The sequence below is a fragment of the Curtobacterium sp. ABR8 genome (assembly GCF_057812125.1).
Window position 1 is genome coordinate 3,891,591 of record NZ_CM173818.1, and the last position, 24,770, is coordinate 3,916,360.

33 protein-coding genes are annotated in these 24,770 nt (G+C 71.2%); 10 read left to right on the forward strand and 23 right to left on the reverse strand.

Features of this window, described 5'->3' with window-relative positions; all coding sequences use genetic code 11:
• Window positions 1–11: 11 nt before the first annotated feature.
• Window positions 12–344, reverse strand: coding sequence for a DUF952 domain-containing protein (locus ACXKZB_RS18640; RefSeq protein ID WP_488824152.1), 333 nt, complete (start codon window positions 342–344; stop codon window positions 12–14).
• Between the two features lie 53 nt (window positions 345–397).
• On the opposite strand from ACXKZB_RS18640, the gene ACXKZB_RS18645 reads away from it, so the two are divergent.
• The gene (locus ACXKZB_RS18645) at window positions 398–940 is read left to right on the forward strand and encodes a TetR/AcrR family transcriptional regulator (protein ID WP_488824153.1); all 543 of its coding nucleotides are present in this window, start codon (window positions 398–400) and stop codon (window positions 938–940) included.
• 71 nt (window positions 941–1,011) lie between these two features.
• Here the strand turns inward: ACXKZB_RS18645 and ACXKZB_RS18650 are convergent, their stop codons facing one another.
• Together ACXKZB_RS18650 and ACXKZB_RS18655 are read right to left on the reverse strand one after the other, a co-directional pair.
• Window positions 1,012–1,683 (reverse strand): SDR family NAD(P)-dependent oxidoreductase, encoded by a 672-nt coding sequence (locus ACXKZB_RS18650; RefSeq protein ID WP_123311459.1) that lies wholly within the window; start codon window positions 1,681–1,683, stop codon window positions 1,012–1,014.
• On the reverse strand, window positions 1,680–2,078 hold the full coding sequence (locus tag ACXKZB_RS18655; RefSeq protein ID WP_488824154.1) for a (R)-mandelonitrile lyase: 399 nt from the start codon (window positions 2,076–2,078) through the stop codon (window positions 1,680–1,682). The genes ACXKZB_RS18650 and ACXKZB_RS18655 overlap by 4 nt, the downstream gene beginning before the upstream one ends.
• Window positions 2,079–2,186: 108 nt before the next feature.
• Between ACXKZB_RS18655 and ACXKZB_RS18660 the strand changes: the two genes are divergently transcribed.
• The 4 genes from ACXKZB_RS18660 (at window position 2,187) to ACXKZB_RS18675 (ending at window position 5,433) form a co-directional block, all read left to right on the forward strand.
• Window positions 2,187–3,356, forward strand: a complete 1,170-nt coding sequence (locus tag ACXKZB_RS18660; RefSeq protein ID WP_488824155.1) for a PQQ-dependent sugar dehydrogenase — start codon at window positions 2,187–2,189, stop codon at window positions 3,354–3,356.
• A gap of 73 nt (window positions 3,357–3,429) precedes the next feature.
• Complete coding sequence (locus tag ACXKZB_RS18665) at window positions 3,430–4,308, forward strand: helix-turn-helix transcriptional regulator (protein WP_488824156.1); 879 nt, start codon at window positions 3,430–3,432, stop codon at window positions 4,306–4,308.
• Window positions 4,309–4,360: 52 nt separating this feature from the next.
• Window positions 4,361–5,233: a helix-turn-helix transcriptional regulator gene (locus ACXKZB_RS18670; protein WP_488824157.1), complete on the forward strand. Its 873-nt coding sequence runs from the start codon at window positions 4,361–4,363 to the stop codon at window positions 5,231–5,233.
• A complete protein-coding gene (locus tag ACXKZB_RS18675) occupies window positions 5,230–5,433 on the forward strand; it encodes a hypothetical protein (protein ID WP_340196950.1) in 204 nt (67 codons plus the stop codon). The genes ACXKZB_RS18670 and ACXKZB_RS18675 overlap by 4 nt, the downstream gene beginning before the upstream one ends.
• An 88-nt stretch (window positions 5,434–5,521) precedes the next feature.
• Here ACXKZB_RS18675 and ACXKZB_RS18680 read toward each other — a convergent pair whose 3' ends face one another.
• Complete coding sequence (locus ACXKZB_RS18680; protein WP_488824158.1) at window positions 5,522–6,538, reverse strand: aldo/keto reductase; 1,017 nt, start codon at window positions 6,536–6,538, stop codon at window positions 5,522–5,524.
• Window positions 6,539–6,660: 122 nt separating this feature from the next.
• On the opposite strand from ACXKZB_RS18680, the gene ACXKZB_RS18685 reads away from it, so the two are divergent.
• Window positions 6,661–7,359, forward strand: a complete 699-nt coding sequence (locus ACXKZB_RS18685; protein ID WP_488824159.1) for a carboxymuconolactone decarboxylase family protein — start codon at window positions 6,661–6,663, stop codon at window positions 7,357–7,359.
• 3 nt (window positions 7,360–7,362) lie between these two features.
• Here ACXKZB_RS18685 and ACXKZB_RS18690 read toward each other — a convergent pair whose 3' ends face one another.
• The 3 genes from ACXKZB_RS18690 to ACXKZB_RS18700 all read right to left on the reverse strand — a co-directional run bounded on the left by ACXKZB_RS18690 (window position 7,363) and on the right by ACXKZB_RS18700 (window position 9,739).
• Complete coding sequence (locus ACXKZB_RS18690) at window positions 7,363–7,698, reverse strand: sigma factor-like helix-turn-helix DNA-binding protein (protein ID WP_488824160.1); 336 nt, start codon at window positions 7,696–7,698, stop codon at window positions 7,363–7,365.
• Between the two features lie 212 nt (window positions 7,699–7,910).
• Window positions 7,911–8,882: an NAD-dependent epimerase/dehydratase family protein gene (locus ACXKZB_RS18695; RefSeq protein WP_488824161.1), complete on the reverse strand. Its 972-nt coding sequence runs from the start codon at window positions 8,880–8,882 to the stop codon at window positions 7,911–7,913.
• 113 nt (window positions 8,883–8,995) lie between these two features.
• Window positions 8,996–9,739 (reverse strand): SDR family oxidoreductase, encoded by a 744-nt coding sequence (locus ACXKZB_RS18700; protein ID WP_488824162.1) that lies wholly within the window; start codon window positions 9,737–9,739, stop codon window positions 8,996–8,998.
• A gap of 90 nt (window positions 9,740–9,829) precedes the next feature.
• Here ACXKZB_RS18700 and ACXKZB_RS18705 point away from each other — a divergent pair, with 90 nt between their 5' ends.
• Window positions 9,830–10,375: a TetR/AcrR family transcriptional regulator gene (locus tag ACXKZB_RS18705; protein WP_488824163.1), complete on the forward strand. Its 546-nt coding sequence runs from the start codon at window positions 9,830–9,832 to the stop codon at window positions 10,373–10,375.
• A gap of 27 nt (window positions 10,376–10,402) precedes the next feature.
• On the opposite strand, the gene ACXKZB_RS18710 is transcribed toward ACXKZB_RS18705, so the two are convergent.
• Window positions 10,403–10,891 carry a DUF4126 family protein gene (locus tag ACXKZB_RS18710; RefSeq protein ID WP_123311434.1) on the reverse strand — a complete coding sequence of 163 codons (489 nt, stop codon included), beginning with the start codon at window positions 10,889–10,891 and terminating at the stop codon, window positions 10,403–10,405.
• 107 nt (window positions 10,892–10,998) lie between these two features.
• On the opposite strand from ACXKZB_RS18710, the gene ACXKZB_RS18715 reads away from it, so the two are divergent.
• Complete coding sequence (locus ACXKZB_RS18715) at window positions 10,999–11,649, forward strand: SDR family oxidoreductase (protein ID WP_488824164.1); 651 nt, start codon at window positions 10,999–11,001, stop codon at window positions 11,647–11,649.
• 63 nt (window positions 11,650–11,712) lie between these two features.
• Here the strand turns inward: ACXKZB_RS18715 and ACXKZB_RS18720 are convergent, their stop codons facing one another.
• The 5 genes from ACXKZB_RS18720 to ACXKZB_RS18740 form a co-directional block, all read right to left on the reverse strand.
• Window positions 11,713–12,711: a matrixin family metalloprotease gene (locus ACXKZB_RS18720; protein WP_488824165.1), complete on the reverse strand. Its 999-nt coding sequence runs from the start codon at window positions 12,709–12,711 to the stop codon at window positions 11,713–11,715.
• Window positions 12,712–12,836: 125 nt separating this feature from the next.
• Entirely contained in the window at window positions 12,837–13,928 is a 1,092-nt protein-coding gene (locus ACXKZB_RS18725; RefSeq protein WP_123312205.1) for a fatty acid desaturase family protein, read from the reverse strand.
• A gap of 96 nt (window positions 13,929–14,024) precedes the next feature.
• Window positions 14,025–14,741 (reverse strand): ANTAR domain-containing protein, encoded by a 717-nt coding sequence (locus ACXKZB_RS18730; RefSeq protein ID WP_488824166.1) that lies wholly within the window; start codon window positions 14,739–14,741, stop codon window positions 14,025–14,027.
• A gap of 12 nt (window positions 14,742–14,753) precedes the next feature.
• Window positions 14,754–15,452 (reverse strand): GAF and ANTAR domain-containing protein, encoded by a 699-nt coding sequence (locus ACXKZB_RS18735; RefSeq protein ID WP_488824167.1) that lies wholly within the window; start codon window positions 15,450–15,452, stop codon window positions 14,754–14,756.
• A gap of 188 nt (window positions 15,453–15,640) precedes the next feature.
• Window positions 15,641–16,342 carry an SDR family oxidoreductase gene (locus tag ACXKZB_RS18740; protein WP_488824168.1) on the reverse strand — a complete coding sequence of 234 codons (702 nt, stop codon included), beginning with the start codon at window positions 16,340–16,342 and terminating at the stop codon, window positions 15,641–15,643.
• A gap of 60 nt (window positions 16,343–16,402) precedes the next feature.
• On the opposite strand from ACXKZB_RS18740, the gene ACXKZB_RS18745 reads away from it, so the two are divergent.
• Complete coding sequence (locus ACXKZB_RS18745; protein WP_259586778.1) at window positions 16,403–16,834, forward strand: MerR family transcriptional regulator; 432 nt, start codon at window positions 16,403–16,405, stop codon at window positions 16,832–16,834.
• A gap of 145 nt (window positions 16,835–16,979) precedes the next feature.
• On the opposite strand, the gene ACXKZB_RS18750 is transcribed toward ACXKZB_RS18745, so the two are convergent.
• The 8 genes from ACXKZB_RS18750 to ACXKZB_RS18785 all read right to left on the reverse strand — a co-directional run bounded on the left by ACXKZB_RS18750 (window position 16,980) and on the right by ACXKZB_RS18785 (window position 22,451).
• Window positions 16,980–17,156, reverse strand: coding sequence for a hypothetical protein (locus ACXKZB_RS18750; RefSeq protein ID WP_488824169.1), 177 nt, complete (start codon window positions 17,154–17,156; stop codon window positions 16,980–16,982).
• A complete protein-coding gene (locus tag ACXKZB_RS18755) occupies window positions 17,122–17,397 on the reverse strand; it encodes a hypothetical protein (protein ID WP_488824170.1) in 276 nt (91 codons plus the stop codon). The genes ACXKZB_RS18750 and ACXKZB_RS18755 overlap by 35 nt, the downstream gene beginning before the upstream one ends.
• Before the next feature lie 125 nt (window positions 17,398–17,522).
• Entirely contained in the window at window positions 17,523–18,173 is a 651-nt protein-coding gene (locus ACXKZB_RS18760; RefSeq protein WP_488824171.1) for a dihydrofolate reductase family protein, read from the reverse strand.
• Between the two features lie 17 nt (window positions 18,174–18,190).
• Complete coding sequence (locus ACXKZB_RS18765) at window positions 18,191–18,913, reverse strand: SDR family NAD(P)-dependent oxidoreductase (protein WP_488824172.1); 723 nt, start codon at window positions 18,911–18,913, stop codon at window positions 18,191–18,193.
• A 53-nt stretch (window positions 18,914–18,966) separates the two neighbouring features.
• A complete protein-coding gene (locus ACXKZB_RS18770) occupies window positions 18,967–19,536 on the reverse strand; it encodes a manganese efflux pump MntP (RefSeq protein ID WP_488824173.1) in 570 nt (189 codons plus the stop codon).
• A 366-nt stretch (window positions 19,537–19,902) separates the two neighbouring features.
• Window positions 19,903–20,757 (reverse strand): LamG domain-containing protein, encoded by an 855-nt coding sequence (locus ACXKZB_RS18775; protein ID WP_123311383.1) that lies wholly within the window; start codon window positions 20,755–20,757, stop codon window positions 19,903–19,905.
• Complete coding sequence (locus ACXKZB_RS18780) at window positions 20,754–21,638, reverse strand: S26 family signal peptidase (RefSeq protein ID WP_488824174.1); 885 nt, start codon at window positions 21,636–21,638, stop codon at window positions 20,754–20,756. The genes ACXKZB_RS18775 and ACXKZB_RS18780 overlap by 4 nt, the downstream gene beginning before the upstream one ends.
• A gap of 159 nt (window positions 21,639–21,797) precedes the next feature.
• Window positions 21,798–22,451, reverse strand: coding sequence for a hypothetical protein (locus tag ACXKZB_RS18785; RefSeq protein ID WP_488824175.1), 654 nt, complete (start codon window positions 22,449–22,451; stop codon window positions 21,798–21,800).
• Between the two features lie 174 nt (window positions 22,452–22,625).
• Between ACXKZB_RS18785 and ACXKZB_RS18790 the strand changes: the two genes are divergently transcribed.
• Window positions 22,626–23,075: a MarR family winged helix-turn-helix transcriptional regulator gene (locus tag ACXKZB_RS18790; protein WP_488824176.1), complete on the forward strand. Its 450-nt coding sequence runs from the start codon at window positions 22,626–22,628 to the stop codon at window positions 23,073–23,075.
• Between the two features lie 29 nt (window positions 23,076–23,104).
• Here the strand turns inward: ACXKZB_RS18790 and ACXKZB_RS18795 are convergent, their stop codons facing one another.
• Together ACXKZB_RS18795 and ACXKZB_RS18800 are read right to left on the reverse strand one after the other, a co-directional pair.
• The gene (locus ACXKZB_RS18795; RefSeq protein ID WP_488824177.1) at window positions 23,105–23,665 is read right to left on the reverse strand and encodes an MOSC domain-containing protein; all 561 of its coding nucleotides are present in this window, start codon (window positions 23,663–23,665) and stop codon (window positions 23,105–23,107) included.
• Between the two features lie 70 nt (window positions 23,666–23,735).
• Complete coding sequence (locus ACXKZB_RS18800; protein ID WP_488824178.1) at window positions 23,736–24,710, reverse strand: nuclear transport factor 2 family protein; 975 nt, start codon at window positions 24,708–24,710, stop codon at window positions 23,736–23,738.
• Between the last annotated feature and the right edge of the window lie 60 nt (window positions 24,711–24,770).

Below are 24,770 nucleotides of genomic sequence, written 5' to 3' on the forward strand. Positions count from 1 at the left end.
CGGCAGCGCTGCTACGTCCGAGGACCCATCGCGATCGGTACCTCGGCCAGCACGACCTCGTCGTCCATCGGGATCGGCCCCCGGATCCGCGGGAGCCCGTCGACCCACTCGACGGGCACCCCCGCAGCCGAGAGCCCCGCGACGCTCAGGTCGATCCGGAGCAGGGGCAGTGCGAGGTCGCCGTACCGCTGGGCGACGACCTCGGGCACCCGCTCCGGCGTCGTCGCGCGGACGTACCCGTCGGGTTCGAGCGGCACCCCGCGGGTCGCGACCTCGTACTCGCCGAACCCGCGGCTCATCTCCCAGTCGTCGGCGATCGCCACGTGACAGACCACATCGGTCATGGACCCTCCTCGTCAATGAAACGGGAGCGTATCATTACGGGTAGGCTGGTCTCGTGAACAAGCGAGGACGCCCGACCGCCGACGAGCGGGTCGCCCGTGACGAGCGGATCCTCGACGTCGCGACCGACCTGTTCCTCGAGCACGGCTTCGCAGGAGTCGCGCTCGATCGCATCGCCGCCGAGGCCGGGATCACGAAGCGCACGCTCTACACCGCGTTCGGCGACAAGCCCGCGCTGCTCCGCGCGGTCGTCCGGCGGCAGCACACGTACGCGGACGAGCCCACCCGCGACCTCGAGGCCACCGCGGCGTCGATCGGCGGCGCGTTGCTCTCGGACCGCGCCGTCGCCCTGCACCGGCTCGTCATCGCGGAGTCGACCCGATCGCCCGAGCTCGCCCGCGAGTTCCACGAGGCCGGCCCGCTCGCCGCCCAGCAGGCCCTGGTCCGTTCCGGAGCGACTCCGGAGACCGCCGCCGAACTCTTCACGCTGCTGCTCGGGGAGCTCCACCGCGAGCGCCTGCTCGGCCTGGCTCCGGCGCCGACGGCCACCGAGGTCGCCGCACGCGCCGCGCGTGCCGTCGCGGTGCTCTCGACGTGACCCGAGGCGGACAGGAGGCCCGGTGCCAGCTGGCACCGGGCCTCCCGTCCGTCACATGGTGACGACCGCGCTCAGGCGGGGTCGGGCAGCGCCTCCGCGTACGTGCGGAACTCGCCGCGCTCCGCGTGGATGGCCCACAAGCGATCCGCGATGGACTCGCCGGAGTGCTCCGGCTGCCCGTCGTCGATGCCGAACGGGATGATGAGCTGGCCGACGTGGACCTGCTCGTCGCGCACGGCGTCGTGCAGGAGCTGGGCGTAGGCGCTCTCCGCCGCGAACGCGACCGAGGTGCCGGTGACCCGGGCGCCGGGCCGGACCGCACTGCCGCCGTTGACGAACAGGATCGTGCCGTGGCCGATCGCCCGCATGCCGGGCAGCACCTGACGGACCGCGTTGACCGAGCCGTAGACCGAGAACTCGATCGGGCCGACCAGGTCGTCGGCGGTGGTCTCGAGAACGGGGCGCATGTACTCCTTGGCGGGGAGCGGGCTGTACTGCAGCACCTCGATCGGGCCGAGCTGCTCGGTCGCGCGCTCGAGCGCGGTGCGGAGCGAGTCGCCGTCACGGACGTTCGCGGCGAACCCGGCGGCGGTGATGCCCTGCTCGCGCAGCGACGCGGCGAGGCCGTCCAGCCGGTCCTGGTTGCGGGAGATCAAGGCGATCGAGAAGCCCTCACGGCCGAAGCGCTCGGCGACGGCGAGCCCGAGGCCCTTGCCGGCCCCGATGATGGCGATGGTGGTCATGCGGAGTACTCCTCGTCGGTGACGTGCTCGAGCCAGGTGGTGGTGGTCGCCGGGTCGTCGGCGAGGTCGAGCATCGCGAGGTGCTCCATGGAGTCCGTCGGGGTCGCACCGTGCCAGTGCTCCTCACCGGCCGGCGTGTAGACGGTCTGCCCGGTCTGAACCTCGACGACGCCGCCGTCACGGGTCCCCATCCGCGCGACGCCCTCGGTGACGTGCAGGGTCTGCCCCTTGGCGTGCGAGTGCCACGCGGTCCGCGCGCCGGGCAGGAACCGGACCTTGGCGACGGTCATCGACTGGCCGTCCTCCTTCGGCGAGGCGATGGCGTCCAGGTAGACGTCTCCGGTGAACTGCTCCGCCGGGTTCTTGACGGTCGGCTGCTTCGGTTGGATCTCCATGACCCCGACGGTAGGCCGATGTGCGCACCGGAGGGAGGTGCCGGCCGTACCCCTCAGCCGTTTCCCGAACACCACGTGTGTGATCGACGCACGATCCGGGAGGACACCGTGGACAGCAGCGAACACCCGCACCAGCACCCGACCCCCACCCGCGCCCGACGCGCCTGGTCCGCCGCGGGCATCGCCGCGGCGGCCGCGCTCGCCCTGGGCGGCTGCGCCGACGCCGCACCGGACGACGACCGCGGCTCGTCGGCGAGCGCCCGGGCAACCGCCCCGGCCGACCTGCCGACCGGGCAGACCGCGCCCGACGGCGACACCACCGACGTCGTCACGGGGCTCGAGGCACCGTGGTCCGTCGTCCGCACCGGCGACGACGGCGACGCCCTGGTCAGCGAGCGCGACTCCGCCCGGGTCCTCGAGCTGCAGGACGACGGCACGACGCGCGAGGTCGGCACGGTCGAGGGCGTCAGCCACGGCGGCGAGGGCGGACTGCTCGGCCTGGCCCTGCACGACGACGACCTGTTCGTGTACTCGACGGCCGACGACGGCAACCGGATCCAGCGGTACGACCTGACCGGCACCACGGGCTCGTGGGCGCTCGGCGACGCCACGACGATCATCGACGGACTGCCGTCGAACACGTTCCACGACGGCGGCCGGATCGCGTTCGGCCCCGACGACATGCTCTACGCCAGCGTCGGGGACGCCGGCGCGAGCAGCGACGCGCAGGACGAGGACTCGCTCGCGGGCAAGATCCTGCGGCTCACCCCGGACGGCGACGTGCCGGACGACAACCCCGTCGACGGGTCCCCGGTGTGGAGCCTCGGGCACCGCAACGTGCAGGGCATGGGCTGGTCGTCGGACGGCACGATGTTCGCGTCGGAGTTCGGCGAGAACACCCTCGACGAGTTGAACGTCATCGAGGCGGGGGAGAACTACGGCTGGCCCGAGGTCGAGGGGGAGGGCGGCGAGGACCAGGGCTTCGTCGATCCGGTGCAGCAGTGGTCGACGGACGAGGCCTCCCCGAGTGGCCTGACGGTCGTCGACGACACCGTGTTCGTGGCCAACCTGCGCGGCGAGGTGCTCCGGGCCATCCCGGCGGACGACCCGGGTTCGTCGACCGAGTATTTCCAGGGCGACTTCGGCCGGATCCGGACCGTGCTCGAGGGACCGTCGGACACGCTGTGGTTCGTCACGAACAACACCGACGGCCGCGGTGACCCTGCGGAGGGCGACGACCGCATCGTGTCCGTGCCGCTGACCCGCGCCGCGGGGTGAGCCGACGGAGCGCTGCCACGGGGGTTCCGGCAGCCCCTCGCTCGCACGCTCCCCGGCCGATTATCGTGACGACATGAACCACCGCGACGAAGCCCGCGACTTCCTGTCCAGCCGTCGCGCCCGCATCACCCCCGAGCAGGCCGGGGTCAAGACGTTCGGCACCCGCCGCAGGGTCACCGGGCTCCGGCGCGAAGAGGTCGCCCGGCTGGCAGGCGTCAGCATCGACTACTACACGCGACTGGAGCGGGGGAACCTGCAGGGCGTCTCCGACAGCGTGCTCGAGGCCATCGCCGGCGCACTGCAGCTCGAGGCGGCCGAGCTCGAACACCTCCGAGACCTGTCCCGGCACCAGAACGCGACCCCGCGGCGGGCGGGCACGGTCGTGCCGGTCGCCGCGGTCCGCCCGGAGCTGCAGTACCTGCTCGACGTCATCACCGACGCTCCGGCGATGATCATCAACAACCGCCAGGACATCGTCGCCGCCAACGCCCTCGGCTACGCCATGCACTCGGACCTGGTGTCGGCGCCGGCCCGACCGATGAACTTCTCGCGCTTCATCTTCCTCGACCCCCAGGCGCGGAACTTCTACCAGGACTGGCAGCGGGCGGCGCACACGAACGTCGCGATCCTGCGGCGCGAGGCCGGCCGCACGCCGAACGACCGCGACCTCGCGGCGCTCATCGGGGAACTCTCGATGCGGAGCGACGACTTCCGCGCGCTCTGGGCCGCGCACGACGTCCGGCGCCACTACGCCGGCGTGAAGTCCTTCCACCACGCCGTCGTCGGCCCGCTCGAGCTGCACTTCCAGACGCTCGAACTCGCCGAGGACCCCGGACTCGCGCTCACGATCTACCCGGCGACCCCGGGCAGCCCGACCGCCGACGCGCTCCGCCTGCTCGCTTCGTGGGCGGCGACGGAACGCATCGCGGAACGTGCCCGCGACGTCGTCTGACGGGTACCAGCAACCCCTGCTTCCCCGGCCCGCGCGGTCCTACCGTGGACGCATGGACACCAGAAGCGAAGTGCGCGACTTCCTCCGCACCCGCCGCGAGCGGGTCACACCGCAGCAGGTCGGGTTGCCCGACTTCGGTGGCGTCCGACGGGTCAAGGGGCTCCGCCGCGAGGAGCTCGCGCTCATCGCCGGCATGAGCGTCGACTACTACATCCGCCTCGAGCGCGGGAACCTCACCGGCGTCTCGGAGAGCGTGCTCGAGTCGCTGTCGCGTGCGCTGCGCCTCGACGACGCCGAGCACGCGCACCTGTTCGACCTGGCCCGCGTGCAGAACGCCTCGGCGACCACGCGGCGGATGCCCCCGACGTCGAAGGTCCGGCCGACCGTGCAGCGCATGCTCGACGGCATGACCATGCCCGCGTGGGTGCGGAACGGCCGCTCCGACTTCCTGGCCGGCAACGCCCTGGCACGCGCGCTGTACTCGCCGCTGTTCCTCGACCCCGCCGGAACCCCGAACACCGCCCGCTTCGCGTTCCTCGACCCACGCGGTCAGGAGTTCTGGCGCGACTGGGACGTCGTCGCGAGCGACATGGTGGCCGTGCTCCGCGCCGAGGCCGCCCGACAGCCCTACGACAAGGGCCTGACCGACCTGATCGGTGAGCTCTCCACCCGCAGCGAGGAGTTCCGGCAGCGGTGGGCCGCGCACGGCGTCATGCGGCACCTGAACGGCGAGAAGCGGGTGCACCACCCCGAGGTCGGCGACCTCGACCTGACCTACGAGACCATGGAGCTCACGACCGACACCGGTCTGACGCTCATCGCCTACGGCACCGAGCCGGGCTCACCGTCCGAGGAGCGCCTGCAGCTGCTCGCGAACCTCGTCGCCACGACGTCCGCGGCCGTCCCGGAACCGGAGGACGCATGAGCGAGACCGAGTCCGTCCCGACGACCGCAGCCGCCGCGCCGCTCGGGTTCCTGGGCCGGGTGCGGTTCCGCTGGCGCGCCGAGCAGGAGATCCACGAGCTGACACGCGACCGGGCGCTCGAGGAGCGCGTGCGCGCCGAGGCCGCCGTGCGGCTCGCGCCCGGCCCGTGGCACCTCGGCGAGCTGTTCCGGCGTCGCTGACGCCGACCGGCACTGCGCGTGACCAGACGGCGGACGGGAGGCCCGTGGCAGCGCCGCCACGGGCCTCCCGTCCGTCAGTCGGTCGCGTTCACCGGCGACGTGCGGCGGGCACGAGGGTGTGCTGCCCGTAGCTGTTGTCGTCCGGGTTGATCGTCACGCCGGGTGCGACGAGCTCGTCGATGCGGTCCAGGACGTCGTCGCTGAGGACGCGGTCGGCGGCGGGGAGCTGCGACTCGAGCTGCTCCATGGTGCGCGGGCCGATGATCGCGCTCGTGACGCCGGGGTGCCGGATGGCCCACGCCAGGGACATCTCGATCAGGGACATGTCCTGCGACTCCGCCAGCAGCGCGAGTTCCTCGACCACGTCGAGCTTCCGCTGGTTCGCGGGCGTCGACATGTCGAACCGGGCCGCGGGGCGGTGCTTCGCCGTCGGGGTGCCGGGAGCGTCCTTGCGCCAGCGACCGCTGAGCCACCCGCCCGCGAGCGGGCTGTAGACGAGGGTGCCCATGCCGTAGCGCTGCGTGGTCGGCAGGACGTCCTCCTCGATGCCGCGCACCAGGATCGAGTACGGCGGCTGCTCGGTGCGGAAGCGCTCCAGGCCGCGGCGCTCCGAGGTCCACTGAGCCTCGACGATCTCGGCGCCCGAGTACGACGACGAGCCGATGTTCCGGACCTTGCCCTGACGGACCAGGTCGGTCAGGGCACCCAGGGTCTCCTCGACGTCCGTCGTCGGGGACGGACGGTGCACCTGGTACAGGTCGATGTGGTCGGTGCCGAGGCGGCGCAGGGAGTTCTCGACCTCCTGCACGATCCAGCGGCGCGAGCCCCCGGAGCGGTTCGGGCCCTCGCCCATCGGCATGAAGAACTTGGTGGCGAGCACGACGTCGTCACGGCGGCCCTTGATGGCCTTGCCGACGATCTCCTCGGAGACGCCGTCCGAGTAGGCGTCGGCGGTGTCGACGAAGTTGATGCCGGCGTCGAGCGCACGGTGGATGATCCGGATCGAGTCGTCCACGTCGGCGTTCGCCCACGGACCGAACATCATGGTGCCCAGAGCGAGCGGGCTCACCTCGACGCCGGTGCGTCCGAGCTGGCGGTACTCCATGGTTTCCTCTCCGTGCCCGCGGCTCTCGCCGGGCACGGCTGCCACGCTAGGCCGGTCGCCCACGGTGAAAGGGGGGAGGACCGTACCTCCCTCGGTCGGCGGGGCCGTCATAGCGTCGGGACATGACGTTCGCCGAGACCGACCCCGAGTTCGCGAAGTACCACGCCGACTTCGTGGACGAGACACTGCAGCACGCGTCGCTCAGCAGCCACGACCGCGCGGTCGTGCAGCTCGGCGCGATGATCGCCGCCGGCGCGCAGACTGCCTTCCGACAGCTGCTCGGCACCGCGCTCGACGGCTCGCTGACGCCCGTCGAGGCGAAGGAGATCGGGTACCAGGCCGTCGCCTACGTCGGGTCCGGGCGCGCCTCGGACTTCCTCACGATCACGAACGACGTGCTGATCGCGCGCGGAGTCGAGCTGCCGTTGCCGGGTCAGTCGACGACCACCCCCGGCAACCGACTCGAACGGGGCCGTGCGGTCCAGAGCGCCGTCGTCGGCGCCGGACGTGTCGACGCGATGTCCGAGGACGCGGCCGACGACACCGTGCACTTCCAGCGGTTCCTGTCCGGCAACTGCTTCGGCGACACCGTCGGACGGGACGGGCTCGACCTGCCGACACGTGAGCTGCTGACGTTCGCGGTCCTCGTCGCGCTCGGCGGTGCGGACGCGCAGGTCGCGGGACACGTCGCGGGCAACCTGCACGTCGGGAACACCCGGCAGCAACTGCTCGACGTGCTCACCGTCCTGGTGCCCGTGATCGGCTACCCACGGACGCTCAACGGGCTCGCCGTGGTGAACGAGGGTGCGCCGGCCGACTGACGCTCAGATCGCGAGCTCGACGTCGTGACCGTTGACGGTCACGATGATGCGTGGGTGCTCGGCACCGGTCGCGGTGATGTAGCTGCGGAGCGTGGAGAGCAGCATGTCTTCTCGCCGCTCCATCTGGGACACCGCGCCCTGACTGATGCCGAGCTCGTGCGCGATCTCGGCTTGGGTGCGCTTGCCGGCTTCGCGGACCATCGCGAGGCTCATCGAGTGGATGCGGTCGAGTTCGTCCGCTTCGACCTCGAGTGCGGCAACCGCGTCTGCGACGCCCGGCCGCTGCATCATCTGTTCGAGGCGGTCGTTCCCGCGTACGAAGTCTTCCTTGCCCATCATGCTTCCTCGGTCTCGTTCCGCCATCGGTTGATCAGGCGATCAGCTCGGACGCCGACCGTGTGCTTGGACTGCCGTACACGCTTGATCATCGCGGTGTCCTGAACCGGAGCGGAGTCCAGGTCCCGATCTGCATGCGGCGACATTACCTGCGACTGATAATAGCTGCAACTAATATCGAGCGCAAGGGCAACGACGTGGTAAGGGTGCGTTCCTCAGACGACGAGGGGGCCAGCCACCTCGAGCCGGTCGTGGTCGACCTGCCAGCGGACGGCATCGAGGACGGTCTCCTCGGCGGTGAACGCGGGCGCGTAGCCGAGCAGACGGCGGGCCTTCTCGACGCTGAACACCTGGCTGCGTGACAGGTGCTCCCAGCTGGCGTCAGCGTGCTCTGGAGTCGTGGTCTCGCGGAACCGGTCCCAGCTGACGGGCTCGAGCCGGGCCTCCTGGCCGAACCACGACGCTGCCAGGTGGGCGTACCCACGCGCGGTGAGCGCCGTCGGGGCCGTGATGAAGAAGTCCTCGCCGACCGCCGCATCGCGGCGTTCGACGGCGAGCTGAAAGGCCTGCGCGACGTCGTCGGCGTGCACGTGGGCCATCGTCTCGGCGCCGAGACCAGGGACCTCGATGGTCTCGCCGGCGGACAGCCGCGTCAGCACCGACGGGTCGAGGTTGCCGAGCGGACCGATCGGCATCCAGCCCGGCCCGCTGATGTGGCCGGGGTGCAGCGTCGTCGTCGCCAAACCCCCTGACGCGGTTTCTCCCTTGAGCATGCTGGCGATCGCGTCCTTCTGGACGCCGTAGTCACCGAAGGGCGGCGTGAAGTCGTCCTCGGTGATCGGCAGCACACGGGATGCACCCGCGCGCCAGATCGAGCCGCAGTGCACGAGGTGCGCGCCCGTCCCGCGGAGCGCTTCGACGAGGGCGGCGGCGGACGACTCGGTGAAGCCGACGAGGTCGACGACGGCGTCGGCGCCGAGCGCGGCGATCCGCGTGCCGAACGTGCCCTCGCGGTCCTCCTGCTCGCGGTCCGCGGTGACGCGGTCGACCTGCTGCCACTCGGGGGAGTCGGCGTAGGGGGTACTGGTACCGCGACTGATGGCGACGACCTCGTGACCGCCACGGACGAGGCGGGGGACGAGGAACGTGCCGATGTGGCCGGTGGCTCCGATGACGACGATGCGCATGCGGCACACGGTAGGCCGAGCCGCTTCGGATCGTGAGCAGGAACGGTCGGGTGCCGATGAGCGACCCGACCGTTCCTGCTCACGAAGCGCGCGCGGCGCCGTGCCTCCGCCCGCTACGCGGAGGGCTCCGCGACGACGGCGCGCATCGCGGCCTCGGTCGCGGCTGCGAGTGCTTCCGCGGGCTCCGACATCAGGCTCTTCACGAAACGTGAGTCGTCGTCGGCGAGGACCTCGAACACACCGGCGACGGTGCCCTCGTAGGCCTGGGCGACCACGTCCTCCGGGCGGGACTTCGGGACGTCGAACCGGGCCCCCATCGCCGTGTCGACCATGCCCACGATGAGTCCCGTGACCGTGGTGCCCCGCGGTGCGAGCTCCACCCGGAGCCCGTTGGTCGCGGACCAGGCAGCCGCCTTCGACGCGGCGTACACGGTGGGGATCGGGGTCCACGCGGCGAGCGACAGGACGTTGAGGACCGCACCACCGCCGTTCGCCGCCAGGATCGGTGCGAACGCGGCCGACATCCGGATGGTGCCGAAGGTGTTCGTCGCGAAGACCCGCTCGAGGGACTCGTCCGAGGGTGCGGCGATGGAGGCGTCCGCCGCAGGCGCGATGCCCGCGTTGTTCACCAGCAGGTCGACGTCCGGCGCCGCCGCGGCTGCGGCCTCGATCGACGACGGGTCGGTGAGGTCGAGCACGAGCGGCTGGACACGGTCGTCCTCCCACGCGCGCGGCGAGCGGGCCGCTGCGTAGACCCGCCGCGCACCACCGTCGAGCGCCTGCCGGACGAACTCGGTTCCGAGGCCCCCGTTGGCGCCGGTGACGAGGACGGTGCGGTTCTCGAGTTGGTTGGACATGATCACTCCTGCAGTAGGCTGACGAAACGGGGAATCTCCCCGGATCATTATGTGGGGACGGTCCCCACTTACGTCAAGCCAGGAGTGCAGATGCGTGCCGATGCCCAGCGGAACCGGGACGCGATCCTCGCCGCGGCGCGCGAGGTGTTCGACGCCGACGGCATACTCGCGCCCATCGACGGCATCGCCACCCGCGCCGGAGTCGGGAATGCGACGTTCTACCGGAACTTCCCCACCCGCGACGACCTGCTCGCGGCCGTGATGGACGACAGCGTCCGCGCGATCATCGAAGAGTCGGCGGGACTGGATGCCCTGGACGCCGACTCGGCGCTGCGCGAGTGGATGTTCCGACTGACGTGGCAGCTGCGCGTGTGGCAGAACCTGCCGTCGTGCATCGCCGACGCGATCGAGGACGAGGATTCCCCGATCCGGACGTTGTGCGCACGACTCACCGCACGCACCGCCGAGCTGCTCGATCGTGCTCGGGCGGGGGGAACCGCGTCCGCGGTGGAGGCCGCTGCGGTGTTCGAACTGCTGACGACGGTGTCGTGGGGGGTCGACCGGTTCGGGGACGACGAAGAGCGGGCCCGGGAACGTGTCGGGCTCGCGACCGCCGGAGTGCTCGCCGCGCGGTGAGGCGTGCCGCCCTCCGCCTCGCGCCGATCAGTCGGCGGTGATGACCTTCACGGAGCCGGCGATGGTCGCGGCGTCCTCGGCGAGCGCCACGACCGGGTCAGGCAGGCGCGTGGTGGCACCGACGAGCTTGCGGGCACCCCACCCGACGAACGACCCGACGATCGCGCCGACGCCTCCGAGGATCGCGCCCTCGATGCGCAGGTCGCGCTTGCCGGTCGTCCCGAGCGCGGCGCCGACGAGTGCGCCGGAGCCGATGCGGCCGACGAGGCCGGCGGGGGAGATGCGGTTCGGGGTCATCGGCAGCTTGTCGCCGATGAGCTCACCGACGGCCGAGGCGACGAGGAGTCCGCGACCGAGCGGGGTGCTGAAGACCTTCCAGTCCTGCCACGAACCCTTCAGCGAGGACCGGTCGTGGTTCAGCGCCAGCACCGCGAGCGGGGTGGCGCTGCGGCCACCGCTCAGGATGCCGAGCACCAGGGTGCGGACCAGGGTGTGCTGCTCGTGCTGCTTGCTCATCGTGTCTCCAGACGTGATCAGGTCCGACCGTACGCACGTGGGCCGCGAGCGCTCCGAGGGTCCTCACGGACTGCGGGTACTGAGCCGGCCCGAGTAGCGTCCGCCGCATGAGCAACGTCATCGTCTTCGGCGGCCACGGCAAGGTCGCACTCCTCACCACCCGCATCCTCAGCGAGCGCGGCCACACGGTCACCTCGGTCATCCGCGACGCGGGCCAGTCCGACGAGATCCGTGCCCACGGCGGCGAGCCCCGGGTCGCGGACATCCAGCAGCAGTCCCTGACCGACTTCGCGGAGCTCGTCCGCGGGCACGACGCCGTCGTGTGGTCCGCTGGTGCCGGCGGCGGGTCCGTCGACCGGACGTGGGCGATCGACCGCGACGCCGCGATCCTGTCGGTGCAGGGCGCGAAGCAGGCCGGCGTCGACCGCTACGTCATGGTGTCGTGGTCCGGCTCGCAGCTCGACCACGGCGTGCCGCAGGACGACGACTTCTTCGCCTACGCGCAGTCGAAGGCGATCGCCGACGCCGTGGTGCGCGACTCCGGTCTGCAGTGGACGATCGTGGCGCCGAGCACCCTGACGGACGACGACGCGACGGGTTCGGTGGACTGGGACGGCTCCTCGACCGACGTGCCGCGTGGCGACGTCGCGCACGTGATCGCCGACGTGCTCGAGACCCCCGGCACGGCAGGGAACACCATCCGGTTCAACTCGGGATCGACGCCGGTGGCGGACTTCCTGCGTGCCGACTCGGTCTGACGGCGTCGACACGTCTGTCGGCGTCGGCAGGTCTGACGGCCGGGCGCTGCCCGGTGCCGCGCGTCAGTAGATCGCCGCGATGCCGGTCATGTCACCGAGCCCGAGCGTCCGCGAGCCGGTGTCGCAGTACCCGCCGGACGGCTCCATGACCTGACCGGTGCCGGTCTTCACGTGGCCGAGCCCGTACAGGTGCCCCCACTCGTGCGTGGCGACGGCCTGGGTGTCGAACCGGGCGCCCGAGCAGGTGGCCGTGGAACTCCACTTGTAGCTCGTGGCGTACCGCTGGTCGGACTCCTTGGCGATGCCGTTGCCGTCGTACCAGACGCACGTCACGCCGAGGGTCCCGGAGGGCAGCTTGCCCCACCCGACGACGCTGTAGCCGTTGCTCTTCGAGCACGCGCCCTTGTCGGTGAGCCCGGGTGCCTGGGTCGCCAGGCGCACGTAGGAGTTCCGCGCGGACGAGGTCACGGTGCGGTCGCACGACGAGATCGTGCCCGTCCACGCGTTCGCCGCCTTGCGCAGGGCGTCCTTGGCGTACGACGACTTCTGACCGGACTCGTTGTAGTACCACTGCACCGTGCTCGACCAGCGGTACCCGTTCCGTGCGTTGGCCGTACTGGTGCACTTGGTGGTGGCCGCGGTCGTGGCGGCCGGCGCGGCAGCCGCCTCGCTGGCCTCGGCGCTCCGCGCCTGCTCCCGGCGCACCGCCGGTGCCGAACCGCTCCACGCCTCGTCGATGCGGACCGCGACACCCCCGGTGCCGGTGTTCGCGATGACGACCTCCGCCAGCTCGGGAGCACCCGGCGCCGCGGAGCTGCTCGCCATCACGCTCTCACCGGGGGCCGGCACGGCGAACGTGCGGCCGTCCGGCAACACGACCGTGCCGGACGCGACCGTGCACCCCGTCCGGAGCGTCTGCACCGAGAGCGTCCCCGCGGCGCAACGGCTGCCGGCCGCCGACGCGCTCGGCGTCGCCGCCTGCGCGGGTGCCGCCGTGGCGGTGAGGCCGACGACGAGTGCGATGACCGCCCCGGTGGTGAGCGTGTTCCTGACAGGACGCATGGTTGCCCTTCCCGCGGCGAGCCCCTGTGCCCGCCGTCCCTGATCGGGTCCATGCTCGCCGATGGGTACCCGTGAGGTCCAGGGCTGCGCCAACAGGACAGGCCGTGCTCCGCCGTCGCGGTGGGTCAGCGCAGCCGTTCGACCATCGGACAGGCGAACGGATCACGCGCCGCCAGACCGACCTCGTTGAGGTAGCGGACCACGATGACGTAGGAGTGCACCAGCGTCGTCTCGGTGTACGGAACGCCCTGGTCGGCGCAGTACCTGCGGACCATGTCCCGGGCCGCGCGCAGGTTCGGGCGCGCCATGCTCGGGAAGAGGTGGTGCTCCACCTGGTGGTTCAGCCCGCCCATGAAGTACTCGACCCACGCGCCGCCCCCGATGTCGCGCGAAGTCAGGACCTGACGTGAGAAGAAGTCCACGCGGCGGCCGGGTTCGATGACGGGCATGCCCTTGTGGTTCGGCGCGAACGCGATGCCCATGAGGAACCCGAACACGGCGAGCTGCACGCCGAGGAACGCGAAGGCCATGCCGACCGGCAGGAACCAGAACACGACGCCCAGGTAGAGCACGAACCGCCCGACGAAGACGGATCCCTCGGCCCACCGCCGCTTCACCGGGCCGCGGCTGGTGTACGTGCGGATCGACTGCCAGTGCAGGTTCACACCCTCGACCAGGAGCATCGGGAAGAACGCGTAGCCCTGCACCCGGACGAGCACGCGCAGGAAGCCGGTCCGGCTGGCGGCGTCCTCGGGCCGGAACGAGATCGCGTCGAACGAGATGTCGGGGTCCTTGCCGACCGTGTTCGGGTTGGCGTGGTGCCGGGTGTGCTTGTTCATCCACCACGCGTAGCTGATGCCGGTCAGGAACGTGCCGGCGTAGCGGGCCGCTCGGTCGTTCCAGTGGTGCGACGCGAAGACCTGACGGTGGGCGGCCTCGTGGGACAGGAAGGCGAACTGCGTGAACAGTGCGCCCAGCACGCCGGCCACGATCAGCTGGTACCAGGAGCCGCCGAGCACGGCGAACGCCCCACCCGTGATGCCGAGCAGCACGGCGAGCACGGCGATGAGACCCCAGTACCAGCCCGTGCGCCGGCCGAGGAGCCCCGCGGTGCGCACCTGCGCGAGCAGCGCGGTGTACGTCGAGGTGGTGTCGGCTCGGGGCGACCGTCGTTCGGTCTTCCGGTAGCCCGTCGGTACGACCAGTTCGTCGCCCATGGTGTCCTCCTGGATCCAGTGCTGCGGCTGCAACCGGGGTCCGGGGCTACGACTTGCTGGTGATCGTACGCCGGTCAGGACCGGGGACACACGGGATCAGGCGGGCAGGACCAGACGGCGTTCGACGATCGCGCGGGCGACGTCGGCGAGCCGCTCCTGGTGGGACCGCGCGTACTGTCGCAGCAGCTCGAACGCCGCATCGGTCTCGACCGAGTGCGTGTACGCCACGAAGCCCTTGGCCTGCTCGATCACGACCCGACTGTCGAGGGCTCGCTGCAACTGCGCCTGCGTCAGCGCCGCGTGTTGCAGGGTCCGCTGCTGCAGGATGCTGATGGTCGCGACGTCGGTCAGTGCCTGCGCGGCCAGCGCGTCGTCACGGTTCAGCGCACCCTCGGTCTCGCGGAACAGGTTGAGCGATCCGAGCGTCGTGTCCCGCAACCGCATCGGGATCGCGTGCACCGACGCGTACCCCGACTCGGCGGACGCGGCGGCGAACGTCGGCCACCGGCGTTGCATCTCCGCCTGGTCCCCGACGGACACGGGACGCCCGGTCGCGAAGCACTCCACGCACGGGCCCTCGCCGGCGTCGAGCTGCAGGAGTCCGACGAAGCTCGATCGTTCACTGGTCGACGCCACGACCTCGAGTTCCTGGTTCTGGTTCGCCAGCAGGATGCCCGCGGCCGAGGCGTCGAAGATGTCGACGACGCTGTCGACCAGGTTCTGCAGCAGGTCGACGACTTCGTACTCGTCGACGAGGGTGTCGGTCAGTGTGACGAAGGTGTCGATGAGCCGGCGCTCGCGGGTCGGTGCCATGGGGCGTGCTCCTCAGTTCTCGGAACCGTACGGCCGGGCGAGGTCGATGCGGCGAGCGATGACGTCGTTCGAGACGTCGCGGACGGTGCGTTCGGTGGCGAAGGCGTGCGCCTGCAGCACGAGGAGGGCGTCGGAGACGTCCACCCCGAGCTGTGCTGCGACCATGCCGGTCGCCTGGTGCACCTCACGTCGGGAGTACCGGCTGGTCTCCATGTCGGCACGCCCGTCCGCGGCCGCCACGAGCAGCGCACCACGGAGTACCCGACGGGCGGCGACCTCGGTGAGCTCCACCGCGCCGCGGATCTGGCCCACGGTCAGGGTGCGCTCACTGTCCACGGACAGGTCGACCGCGCCGACCGGGATCGTCCCGATGCGCATCGGGAACGAGAACACGGCCCCGACCCCGGCGCGCAGGAGTTCCTCGAGTGCGAGCGGCCAACCGGTGTTCGTCGTGTTGGACAGGTCGGACTCCAGGACCGGGCGGCGGGTCGACAGCGCCTGCCAGCACGGGCCCTCGCCGAGGTCGAACTGGATCTCGTCGATCCGCTCCGCTCGCGCGTCGCTCGCGCACACCGTCCCCGACCCGAGCGGGTTGCCGAGCGTCGAGATGCCGACCCCGGTGACGGGCAGCGTCGACAGGAACGGCGGGCACATGTCCGAGCCGTCGGGGGCGGCCTGCAGTGCGGTCACCGCCGTCGTGAAGTCGTTCATCAGAGGGACACCGTCCTGGTCCGGGTCGAACGCGGGGGCTGATCCGGTCCCCGCGTGCTGCCACGCTAGCGCAGTGCTCCGCAGCCGTCGCCTGCCCGGGCCGTCGACGGCACGAGCCGGCGACGGCCCGGACGCCGTCACCCTGCGTGGAGGCGCGCGGGCTCCGGCACGACCCGGCACCGCCCCGCTCAGGCGAACTGCGCGTAGAACGCCGACGGGTCCTGCGACAGCGACGCCTTCACCGCGCTGCTCCACTCGTCGACGACGACCTCGGCCGCGCCGCGCTCGACGCCGTCCAGCGCAGCCCGCGCCACGTCGGCCGGGTCGACCTTCGGTCCCTCGTAGCCGTCCATCATGTCCGTGTCCGCCGCGCCGAGGTGCAGCCCCTGCACGCTGATCCCCTTGCCGGCGAGCTCCAGCCGCACGGCGTTCGTCAGGTTCCACTCGGCAGCCTTCGCCGCCGCGTACGCACCGGATCCCGGGTAGACGAACCAAGACAGCGCGGACAGGACGTTCACGATGCCACCGCCGCCGTTGCGCTCGATCACCGGTGCGAACGCTCGGATCATCGCGAGGTTCCCCCAGTAGTGCGTGTCCATCTCGCGGCGCGCGTCCGTCAGGTCGTCGGTGAGCAGCGAGCCCGTCGTCGAGATGCCCGCGTTGTTCACGAGCAGGGTGACGTCGCCAGCGGCTGCGGCCGCCGCCTCGATCGACGCCTGGTCGGTGATGTCGAGTGGCAGCGCCACCACGCCTTCGACGTCGACGAGTTCCGGTCGGCGTGCGGTCGCGTAGACCTTGGAGGCCCCGCGCTCCAGCAGCTGCAGGGCGAAGCGGCGTCCGATGCCCCGGTTCGAGCCGGTGACGAGTGCGACCGATCCAGCGATCTCCATGGTGTCTCCTCCTGCCGTGCGGGTGTCTCCCGCAGCGGCTCGGTTACGCTAAGACCTCACATGGATGTCAGGGGCAAGCCCCGGATCGGAGTCGGCATGCGGATCGGCGACCTCGCCGCGGAGACCGGCGCCAGCGTGCGCTCGCTGCGGTACTACGAAGAGCAGGGACTGCTCACCGCGTCGCGGACGACCAGCGGGCAGCGCGTCTACGACGCACCGGCGGTGGAACGCGTGCAGCTCGTGCAGCAGCTGTTCGCGGCCGGCCTGCCGAGCCGCACGATCGTGCAGCTGCTGCCGTGCGTGGACAGCGGGCACGCGACCCCGGAGTCCTTCGCGCTGCTCGTCGCCGAGCGCGATCGGATCACGGCGCAGATGGCAGAGCTCGAAGCGGCACGCGGCCGGCTCGACGAGGTCATCGCGATCTCCGAGCACCCGACCGCCGAGCACTGCCCGGCGTTGCGCGAGCCGGCGGACGGAGCGGTCGCGGCCTGAGCCGTGGTGCGGGGCGGACGGGAGGCGCGGTGCGGCCTGGTCCCGCGCCTCCCGTCCGTCACGTCGACCGTCCACCAGCCGCAGTCGGCCCGGTCAGGCTCCTGACGGTCCGATCCGCGACGCGGATCGCGCGGCGATCGGAGCGCTACTCCAGGTGCGCGTCGTCCGGCAGGTCGATCGCGTCCGCCGGAGGCGTGAAGACCCGGTCGCCGAGCCGACCGATGATCGGGGTGGACGCGACCCGCGGCACCCCCGGCGGCAGCTGCTGCGCCAGGGCGATGGACGGATCAGGCGATCGCGTCGGGTGACCACGGTCGCTCACCGAGGCTCCACCGCGCCAATGCCTCGAGCTGTGCCTTCGCACTCTCCAGGCTCGTGTGGTCGCCGAACACCTCGCCGGACCACCCACGGACCTCGTACCGGTGCGTGAACACGACGGTCCCGATGTGGGACCGACCGGAGCGTGCTTCCCAGCGGTCGACCTCGAGCGTGGTCCAGCTCGTCGTCTCGTGCGGGGGCACCACGTTCGTCAGGGGTGGGGAGTCGGGCTGCGAGGAGGACATGGCCTGTTCCGGTCGGCATCGGACGAGGAGATCGTGCCGGCAGCCGGGGGCTCGGGTCACCTGCGGCCGACGGTAGTCCTCTGCAGACGCCGCGGCTCAGGATCGATCAGTGCCCCGCCCTGCGATCAGCGCGCCGCCCGCGTGAACGTGCGGTGCACGACGCCGGACGGCGACGCGACCGTCTCGACGGCGAAGCGCTCCTCGATGCCCTCGAGTCCGTCCCAGAGCCGCTCGCCCCGGCCGAGCACGATCGGCACCTCGACCACGTGCAGGTGGTCGACCAGGTCGGCCAGCAGGAACTCGCGGACGGTCTCGACCCCGCCGCCGATCCGGACGTCCCGGCCCGGTGCGGCCTGGCGGGCGAGCTCGAGCGCTTCCGCCGGGGTCGCGTCGACGAAGTGGAAGGTCGTCCCGCCCGCCATCTCGAGGGGCTCGCGGGGGTGGTGCGTGAGCACGAAGACCGGCGTGTGGAACGGCGGTTCGTCGCCCCACCAGCCGGTCCAGCCGTCGTCGGGCCACGGTCCGCGCTGGGGTCCGAACTTGTTCCGCCCCATGATCTCGACGCCGATGTCCGGTCCCCACGCGCGCGCGAACTCGTCGTCGACATCGGTGGTCCCGCCGGGTGCGCCCTGCATCGCGCGGAAGGTCGCGGTGGCCGCGAACCACCCCATGAGTCGACCGTCGGCGTGCCCGAACGGCCGGTCGAGCGACTGGTCCGCTCCGGCACCGTACCCGTCGAGCGAGATCGCGAAGTTGTGGACCCTGACCGTCGACATGGCGCTCCTGTCCTGCTTCAGAGGGTGATGCCGGTCGCCGTCGCGAGGGCGTCGACGAGTTGGCGGCGGAACTGCGGGTCGGCGACCGCCTGGTGCGGCTCCTGCCGCTGTCCGTGGAACCAGTAACCGCCGCTGATGGTTGCGTCAGGGTCCGTCACGAGCGCCTCTTGCGTGCGGTGCCCGAGCTCGAGGTCGTCCGACGCCCCCGCGCCGCCCATCTTGGTCGGCACCCAGCCCGGGTCGACGGCGTTGCTCAGGACGCCGGGCCGGCGCTCGGCGACCTCGGCGGCGAGCGCGGTCACGAAGAGCTTGGTGTCCGAGTACGTGTTCGTCTCCGCCGTGCCGTCCCAGTCGACGCCGTCCAGTCGGGGCCGGCCGCCGCGGTGCATCCCACTGCTCAGGTACACGTGCCGGGTCGGCGTCCGGAGCAGCGCGGTGAAGAGGTACGGCGCGACGACGTTGACCGGGATCAGCGCACGGCCGGAGATCACGCCGGCGTTGTGCACGACCGCGTCGATCGGGTCGCCGGCGTCGAGGTCGCGCGCGGCGGCGATCACGGCGGCCCGGTCGGACAGGTCGGCAACGACGAGGGTGGCACCACGGTCGACGAGGTCGGCGACCGCTTCGGCGCGCGCCATGGTGCGGGCGTGCACGATCACGTCGTGGCCGTCGCGCAGCAGGGTGTCGGCGGTCGCCCGCCCGAGGCCGTCGGTCGAGCCGGTGACGAGGATGCGGGACATGCGTTCATCATGCGCCGGGTGGCGGAGTCGTGTGCGGCCGGAGCCAGCCGGGGTCAGCCGATGACGCCCGTGTGCTCGAGCACGATGTTCACGCCGATCAGGATGAGCACCACACCGCCGGCGATCTCGGCGGGCTTGCCGAACCGGGCTCCGACACGGCGCCCGACGACCACGCCCGCGAAGGACAGCACCGCCGTCGTCACGCCGATGAGCAGCACCGCGCCGCCGATCGACACCGGCAGGAACGCCAGCGTGACGCCCACGGCCAGGGCGTCGATGCTCGTCGCGATCGCCAGGACCAGGAGCTCACGGATCGGCAGGCGGTCGGTGTCCTGCTCGGTGTCCTCGTGCTTCGAGAACGCCTCCCACAGCATCTTGCCGCCGATCAGCGCGAGCAGTCCGAACGCGACCCAGTGGTCGAAGGCCGCGATGTACTGCGCGAACGCCGAACCGAGCAGCCACCCGAGCAGGGGCATGAGCGCCTGGAACGCACCGAACGTCAGCGCGATGACGAGGGCGTGCCGCACATCGAAGCGCTTCATGTGCAGGCCCTTGCCGAGGGCGACGGCGAAGGCGTCTGCGGAGACGCCGAGCGCGATGAGGAGGAGGGCCCAGAACGACATGGGGGCGGCGCCTTTCGAGACGGTCGGACGGAGACGCCGACGTCTCAGGACCTGATGATCCTGGCACGGTACCCAGCACGAAAAGGCCTGATCAGCGGTATTCGTCGCGCCGAATCCGGGGGTTGGTGCGCCCGCCCCGGACCCCCGTGGTCGCCTGGAAGCGCGGGAGGATCCACGACACCCCGCGTGCGGTCCGTCGAGGTTCCACGACACAACGCGTGCGACCCGCCCAGGTTCCGATCGGGGCGCTGCACGCGCGCGAGGTTCCGAGATCTCGGAACCTCGCGCGGCGGGGTGGGCGCGATTACTGATGGACGGGAGGCCCGTGGCGGGCCCGCCACGGGCCTCCCGTCCGCTCTGGGCGCGTCAGCGTCCGGCTGCTGCGTGGGCGGCGACCTGGGTGGCCGACAGTTCCGTCCCGTACACGGCCGCGTACCGCATGGACCCGGTGAAGTAGGGGTTCGCGGGGGAGCCCGGCCACCCGCTGACGGTGTCGTACCCGATGCGGAAGTAGCCGGTGAAGTTCTCGGGGGCCTTGAACGCAGCGTTCGAGGCGACCAGCGTGCCGTCGACGTAGAGACGCATGCCGTTCGTCGGCGACATCGTCGTCACGGCGTGGTGCCACGTGCCGTCCGTGTAGGCCTTGGGCGACGTGACGACCTGGGTCGTCCCGCTGTAGGTGCCGAACGCCAGCTGTCCACTGGTGTTGAGGTAGAGCTTCCGGTCGTGCTGGCCGGATCCGCCGGTCTGGCTGCTGCCGAAGCCGATCAGCTGCCCGCCGGCGACCGTCGTCCTGAACCAGACCTCTTCGCTGAAGGTGGTCGGGTTGGCGTACGAGCGCGACGCGGTGACGTAGCTGGTCGAGCCGTTCAGCACGTAGGCGCTACCGGTGTCGCGCGGGCAGGCGATCGGGTCGGGGGTGGCCGCCGTCATCGAGCCCTGGTAGGTGCCGTTCACGCCGCGGCCGGACCAGTCCGTGGCGGTCCTGGCGTTCGACGACTCGGTGAGCCGGTACGCGAACAAGGCGTTCGCGGTGTCCGCTCCGACGGCGCCCGTGCAGGTGAAGTACGGGGCGGTCGCGGCGGTGTTCGTGTCGTTCCGCACGGTGGCGCTGTAGGCCGAGCGCGTCGGGGCGAACTGGTTCAGCAGGACGACGACGGCCAGGGCGACCACGAGCAGGAGGGCGACGACGCGGCCGTCGCGCAGGTGACGGAGGATCACGAGGGACGCACCGCCTCGACGCGGCCGACCGCCAGGCAGGCCACGAGCGGGACCAGGCACAGGGCGATGAGCGCCACCCACCCCAGCGGGTCGAGGTCGATGTTCGACGTCAGCTGGTAGTGCCCGTTCTTCGTGAGTTCGTGGATGACCACGCGGCCGACCTCGCCGTCGACCAGGTGCACGGTGTTGCCGCCGTGGGCGTCGACGCGGACCGGGAAGATGCCGGACGAGATGACGGTGGCCTCGACGCCCGTCGGGCTCGAGGTGTTCGTGATGGTCGTCACGTTGACGAACGGCTTGAGGACGAACGCGGCGTACGAGACCGTCAGCGCGGAGCCGGCGATCCGGAGGCAGGTGCGGGTCACCCGGTCCGTGAAGGCGCTGGTCAGGGTGAGGATCAGGAGCGTGCCGATGAGCAGGATCGGGGCGGCACGGAACAGCCAGCCGAGGTGCGGGACCAGGAGCGCCGGGGTACCGATCACGTCGGCCTGCGAGAGCGTCCACGGGTCGACGGCGCCGTTCACGTCGCCGCGGGTGTGCAGACCGCCCTCGGCGTCGATCGCGACGATGCGGTGCGTGTAGACGACGTCCGGGTTGGCGGAGGTCTCGAACGAGACGATCTCGCCGACGTGCAGGGTGGTGACGTCGACCGGCAGGTCGAGCACCAGGGTGCCGACCGGGGCGGCCTCCCCCATCGAGGGGGTCTCGACGACGAACCAACGGCCGCCGGCGGACAGGAACAGGATCGCCGCGGTGAGCAGCAGAGCGGCGACCAGGGCGAGCATCCAGGCGAGGACGGACTCGGGGCGGGTGACCGCACGACCCCGGAGGACCGGACGGTCGAGCGTGCCGCTGAGCGGGATCGCTGCGGTCTGGCTCATGTCGTGCTCCTGCGGCTCGGTGGGGTGCGGCTCAGCGCCTGCTGCGCTCGGTGGGACGGGGGTGGCGACGCTCGGCCGGAGGGGGGTCGGTCGAGCGTCGCCGGTCTGGGGTCACGGGACGTCCCGGGACGGCTTGGGGGGTGCCGGCCCGGAGAGGGATCAGGCCGTGAACGTCCAGGTCATGGGGACCGAGGCCGCGAGGCCCTGGTAGGTGTTGCCCGCCGACGAGTCGAGGGTCACCGCGAAGTTGAACGGGACGCTGGCACCGGCGGCCGGGGCCTGCGGCATCGTGAAGGCCGACGCTGCGGCGCCCTTGAAGCTGGCGAGCGTGCCGCTGAAGACGGTGGTCGAACCGGACGTGATGACCAGGTTCATCTTGGCGCAGAGGTCGGTCGCGGTGCCGTTGGCCGAGCCGTTCGCCGACTGGGTGCAGGTGGCGCCGGGGTTCAGCGTGAAGGTGCTGGCGGCTGCGGTCCCGGTGTTCTTGATGGTGATCGCGGTGTTCACCGTGTTGCCCGGCGTCATCGTGGTGCTGCCGCCGAACTTGTTGATCGTCGAGCAGGTCGCGGAGTTCGTCGAGACCGAACCACCATCGGTGCTGAGGCAGGTGACGGTCGCGCCGGCGTTCTGCTCCTGCATGATCAGCGTGCCGCTGCCGGCGGTGTTGCTGCTGTTCGTGATGCTCGCCGCGAACCCGGACAGGGTGCCGGTGAGCGAGAGGGAGAGGAGCACCGCGGCGAAGATGCCGGCCAGCAGGGCCACGGGTGCGAAGCGGATCCGCTTCAGTGCGGAGGTGCGGAGCTTGGTGGACACGGTGTTACCTCATCGGTTCGGTGGTTCGCGGTGGTCTGGAGGAGCAAGTCACTCGGGCTGATTTGCTTCAATCATTAAGATAGTCATCGGTTGACCAAGTTAGCCACTCGCACACCTACCCCAGTGCGGGGGACGTTCGTGTCCCCCTGGTTCCGGACATGGAAGGATTCCCCCGTGACCCCCGCCCCACACGATGACGACGCCGCCGACCTGATGGCCGCGTTCACCGCCGTCGTGCGCGCGAACGCGAGCCTGGTGAACCAGCTCAGCGCCCGCGCCGGGGTGCACGAGAACGCCCTCCGGGCGCTCGTCCTCATCAGCGACACCGGGTACTCCACGCCGACCGAGGTCGCCGGCTACCTCGGCCTGACCTCGGGCGCGGTGACGAACATGATCGACCGGATGAGCACCGCCGGACTCCTCGAGCGCGCGCCGAACCCGAACGACCGTCGTGGGTCGTTGCTGCGGCTGCTGCCGGCCGGCGACGACGTCGTCGCGGACTACCGGCAGCGGTACGCCGCCATGCTCCGGGCGGTCGACGGCGCACACGGCGGCGAGCTGCACGAGGTGCTCAACGACCTGGCGACGAACCTGTACCAGCAGGCCGCGGCGGCGGGGGAGTAGGGCGCCGAGCTCGCGCTCTCGGGTGCCCGTCAGACCGGCTGGAGCGCCTGCCGCTCGCCGGAGGGCAACTCGACCCGGATGCTGTCACCCGTGCGGACGACACCGCCGGTCACGACGACGCTCATCACGCCGCCCTTCCGCACCACCGCACCGTCCTCGTCCCGCCCGAGCACCTCGCGCAACAGGCCCGGTTCGAACCCGTTGATCTGCTGGCACGGGTTGCGCAGGCCCGTCACACGGACGCACGCCTCGTCGCCGAGGTGCAGCAGCGTCCCGGTGGGCAGGCCGAGCAGGTCGACACCGCGGGTCGTGACGTTCTCGCCCATCTGGCCGGGCTCGACGCGGAACCCGGCCTCGGCGACGTCGTCGAACACCTCGGCGTGGAGCAGGTGGACCTGCCGCAGGTTCGGCTGGGAGGGGTCACGCGCGACGCGAGACCGGTGCTGGACGGTCGTCCCGGCATGCGCATCGCCCTCGATGCCCCAGCCCGCGACCAGGGTGACCTCGTCGACCACGGGCTTGCTGAACCGATGGACGTCGTCCCGGCTCACGGCGATCACGCGCGGCTGCTCGTCACGGTTGTCGGTCATGGTCCGATTCTGGCGCAGGTCCGGGTCCGGCGCACCGGTGACGCTGGGTCGTCCGTTCGGATGCCCGCGCTCAGCTGGCCGGCACCACGTCCCAGTGCTCACGGATCTTCCCGCCGTCGACTCGGAACAGGTCGGCGGCGAGGATCGGGTCACCCGACGTCGCATCGACCCGCTGCGAGAAGGTCCAGACGATGTCGCCGTCGGACAGGGAGATGACCGACTGCTGCGCCGGGAACTGCGCGCCACCCGCGAACAGTTGCTTCAGCGCGGCCGTGCCGTTCGGCGCCACCGGGTTGTGCTGCAGGTAGGCCGGGTCGAAGTCTCGGTCGAGCACCGACACGTCGTGGTCACGGAACAGGCTGTCGTAGGCGCTGACCGCGAAGACGCGGTTGCGCTCTTCCTGCCGTTCCGTCGGCGCCTTCGTTGGGTGTGCGGGGCGGTACAGATCGCTGAACATCGTGTTCGTGTTGCCGCTGGCCGGCTTCCCCGTGGCGATCTGCTGATCCAGGGACCAGTGCTCGACGACGCGGCCGCCCGCGAGACGGAACAGGTCGACCGCGGCCTCACCCCGCCGTTCGTCCTTCGGGTCCGGCGCGATCTGCCAGTGCACGGCGACCAGGTCACCGTCGGCGGCCAGGTGCTTGATGACGGCGTGGGCGCCGGGCACTCGGGCACGGTCCGCCGCGAACTGGGCGAGGATCCCGCTCGGTCCGGTGCTTGCTCCGGCTGCATGTGTCACCGCGTGCGGGGCGACCACCTTCGCCGCGAGCCGCTTCGCGGAGCGGCTGTCGGGAGCCGAGAAGGTGCCGGTCAGGAGGCGGTGGATGCGGCAGGCGTTCCGGTGTTCGGTGGCCGTGTCGTGGCGGCTGGCGGTCGTCCCGCCGTCCGCGATCGAGCCATTGGTGGGGGTGGAGGTCGTGGCGGAGATGGCGTGAGCGTCGGTCGACGCGGAGGCTGATCCGGAGACGTGCAGTCCGGCGAAGAGGGCAGTACCCGCGAGCACGGCGAGGCCGCGTGCGAGGAAGGTCGTTCGGAGGTTCGTCACGAGCACCACGATGCAAGCGCAGCCTGGAACGCAGCGCCGACTTCCCGAGTGATCCGCTCA

Excerpts from the sequence above, each read along its gene's own strand:
- ACXKZB_RS18670 (WP_488824157.1), top strand. The coding sequence starts at position 4,361 with ATGGACACCAGAAGCGAAGTGCGCGACTTCCTCCGCACCCGCCGCGAG.
- ACXKZB_RS18735 (WP_488824167.1), bottom strand. The coding sequence starts at position 15,452 with ATGAACGACTTCACGACGGCGGTGACCGCACTGCAGGCCGCCCCCGAC.
- ACXKZB_RS18690 (WP_488824160.1), bottom strand. The coding sequence starts at position 7,698 with ATGATGGGCAAGGAAGACTTCGTACGCGGGAACGACCGCCTCGAACAG.
- ACXKZB_RS18760 (WP_488824171.1), bottom strand. The coding sequence starts at position 18,173 with ATGTCGACGGTCAGGGTCCACAACTTCGCGATCTCGCTCGACGGGTAC.
- ACXKZB_RS18715 (WP_488824164.1), top strand. The coding sequence starts at position 10,999 with ATGAGCAACGTCATCGTCTTCGGCGGCCACGGCAAGGTCGCACTCCTC.
- ACXKZB_RS18795 (WP_488824177.1), bottom strand. The coding sequence starts at position 23,665 with ATGACCGACAACCGTGACGAGCAGCCGCGCGTGATCGCCGTGAGCCGG.
- ACXKZB_RS18695 (WP_488824161.1), bottom strand. The coding sequence starts at position 8,882 with ATGCGCATCGTCGTCATCGGAGCCACCGGCCACATCGGCACGTTCCTC.
- ACXKZB_RS18675 (WP_340196950.1), top strand. The coding sequence starts at position 5,230 with ATGAGCGAGACCGAGTCCGTCCCGACGACCGCAGCCGCCGCGCCGCTC.
- ACXKZB_RS18640 (WP_488824152.1), bottom strand. The coding sequence starts at position 344 with ATGACCGATGTGGTCTGTCACGTGGCGATCGCCGACGACTGGGAGATG.
- ACXKZB_RS18650 (WP_123311459.1), bottom strand. The coding sequence starts at position 1,683 with ATGACCACCATCGCCATCATCGGGGCCGGCAAGGGCCTCGGGCTCGCC.
- ACXKZB_RS18740 (WP_488824168.1), bottom strand. The coding sequence starts at position 16,342 with ATGGAGATCGCTGGATCGGTCGCACTCGTCACCGGCTCGAACCGGGGC.
- ACXKZB_RS18700 (WP_488824162.1), bottom strand. The coding sequence starts at position 9,739 with ATGTCCAACCAACTCGAGAACCGCACCGTCCTCGTCACCGGCGCCAAC.
- ACXKZB_RS18765 (WP_488824172.1), bottom strand. The coding sequence starts at position 18,913 with ATGTCCCGCATCCTCGTCACCGGCTCGACCGACGGCCTCGGGCGGGCG.
- ACXKZB_RS18745 (WP_259586778.1), top strand. The coding sequence starts at position 16,403 with ATGGATGTCAGGGGCAAGCCCCGGATCGGAGTCGGCATGCGGATCGGC.
- ACXKZB_RS18665 (WP_488824156.1), top strand. The coding sequence starts at position 3,430 with ATGAACCACCGCGACGAAGCCCGCGACTTCCTGTCCAGCCGTCGCGCC.
- ACXKZB_RS18780 (WP_488824174.1), bottom strand. The coding sequence starts at position 21,638 with ATGAGCCAGACCGCAGCGATCCCGCTCAGCGGCACGCTCGACCGTCCG.
- ACXKZB_RS18705 (WP_488824163.1), top strand. The coding sequence starts at position 9,830 with ATGCGTGCCGATGCCCAGCGGAACCGGGACGCGATCCTCGCCGCGGCG.
- ACXKZB_RS18730 (WP_488824166.1), bottom strand. The coding sequence starts at position 14,741 with ATGGCACCGACCCGCGAGCGCCGGCTCATCGACACCTTCGTCACACTG.
- ACXKZB_RS18710 (WP_123311434.1), bottom strand. The coding sequence starts at position 10,891 with ATGAGCAAGCAGCACGAGCAGCACACCCTGGTCCGCACCCTGGTGCTC.
- ACXKZB_RS18720 (WP_488824165.1), bottom strand. The coding sequence starts at position 12,711 with ATGCGTCCTGTCAGGAACACGCTCACCACCGGGGCGGTCATCGCACTC.
- ACXKZB_RS18655 (WP_488824154.1), bottom strand. The coding sequence starts at position 2,078 with ATGGAGATCCAACCGAAGCAGCCGACCGTCAAGAACCCGGCGGAGCAG.
- ACXKZB_RS18725 (WP_123312205.1), bottom strand. The coding sequence starts at position 13,928 with ATGGGCGACGAACTGGTCGTACCGACGGGCTACCGGAAGACCGAACGA.
- ACXKZB_RS18755 (WP_488824170.1), bottom strand. The coding sequence starts at position 17,397 with ATGTCCTCCTCGCAGCCCGACTCCCCACCCCTGACGAACGTGGTGCCC.
- ACXKZB_RS18685 (WP_488824159.1), top strand. The coding sequence starts at position 6,661 with ATGACGTTCGCCGAGACCGACCCCGAGTTCGCGAAGTACCACGCCGAC.
- ACXKZB_RS18770 (WP_488824173.1), bottom strand. The coding sequence starts at position 19,536 with ATGTCGTTCTGGGCCCTCCTCCTCATCGCGCTCGGCGTCTCCGCAGAC.
- ACXKZB_RS18680 (WP_488824158.1), bottom strand. The coding sequence starts at position 6,538 with ATGGAGTACCGCCAGCTCGGACGCACCGGCGTCGAGGTGAGCCCGCTC.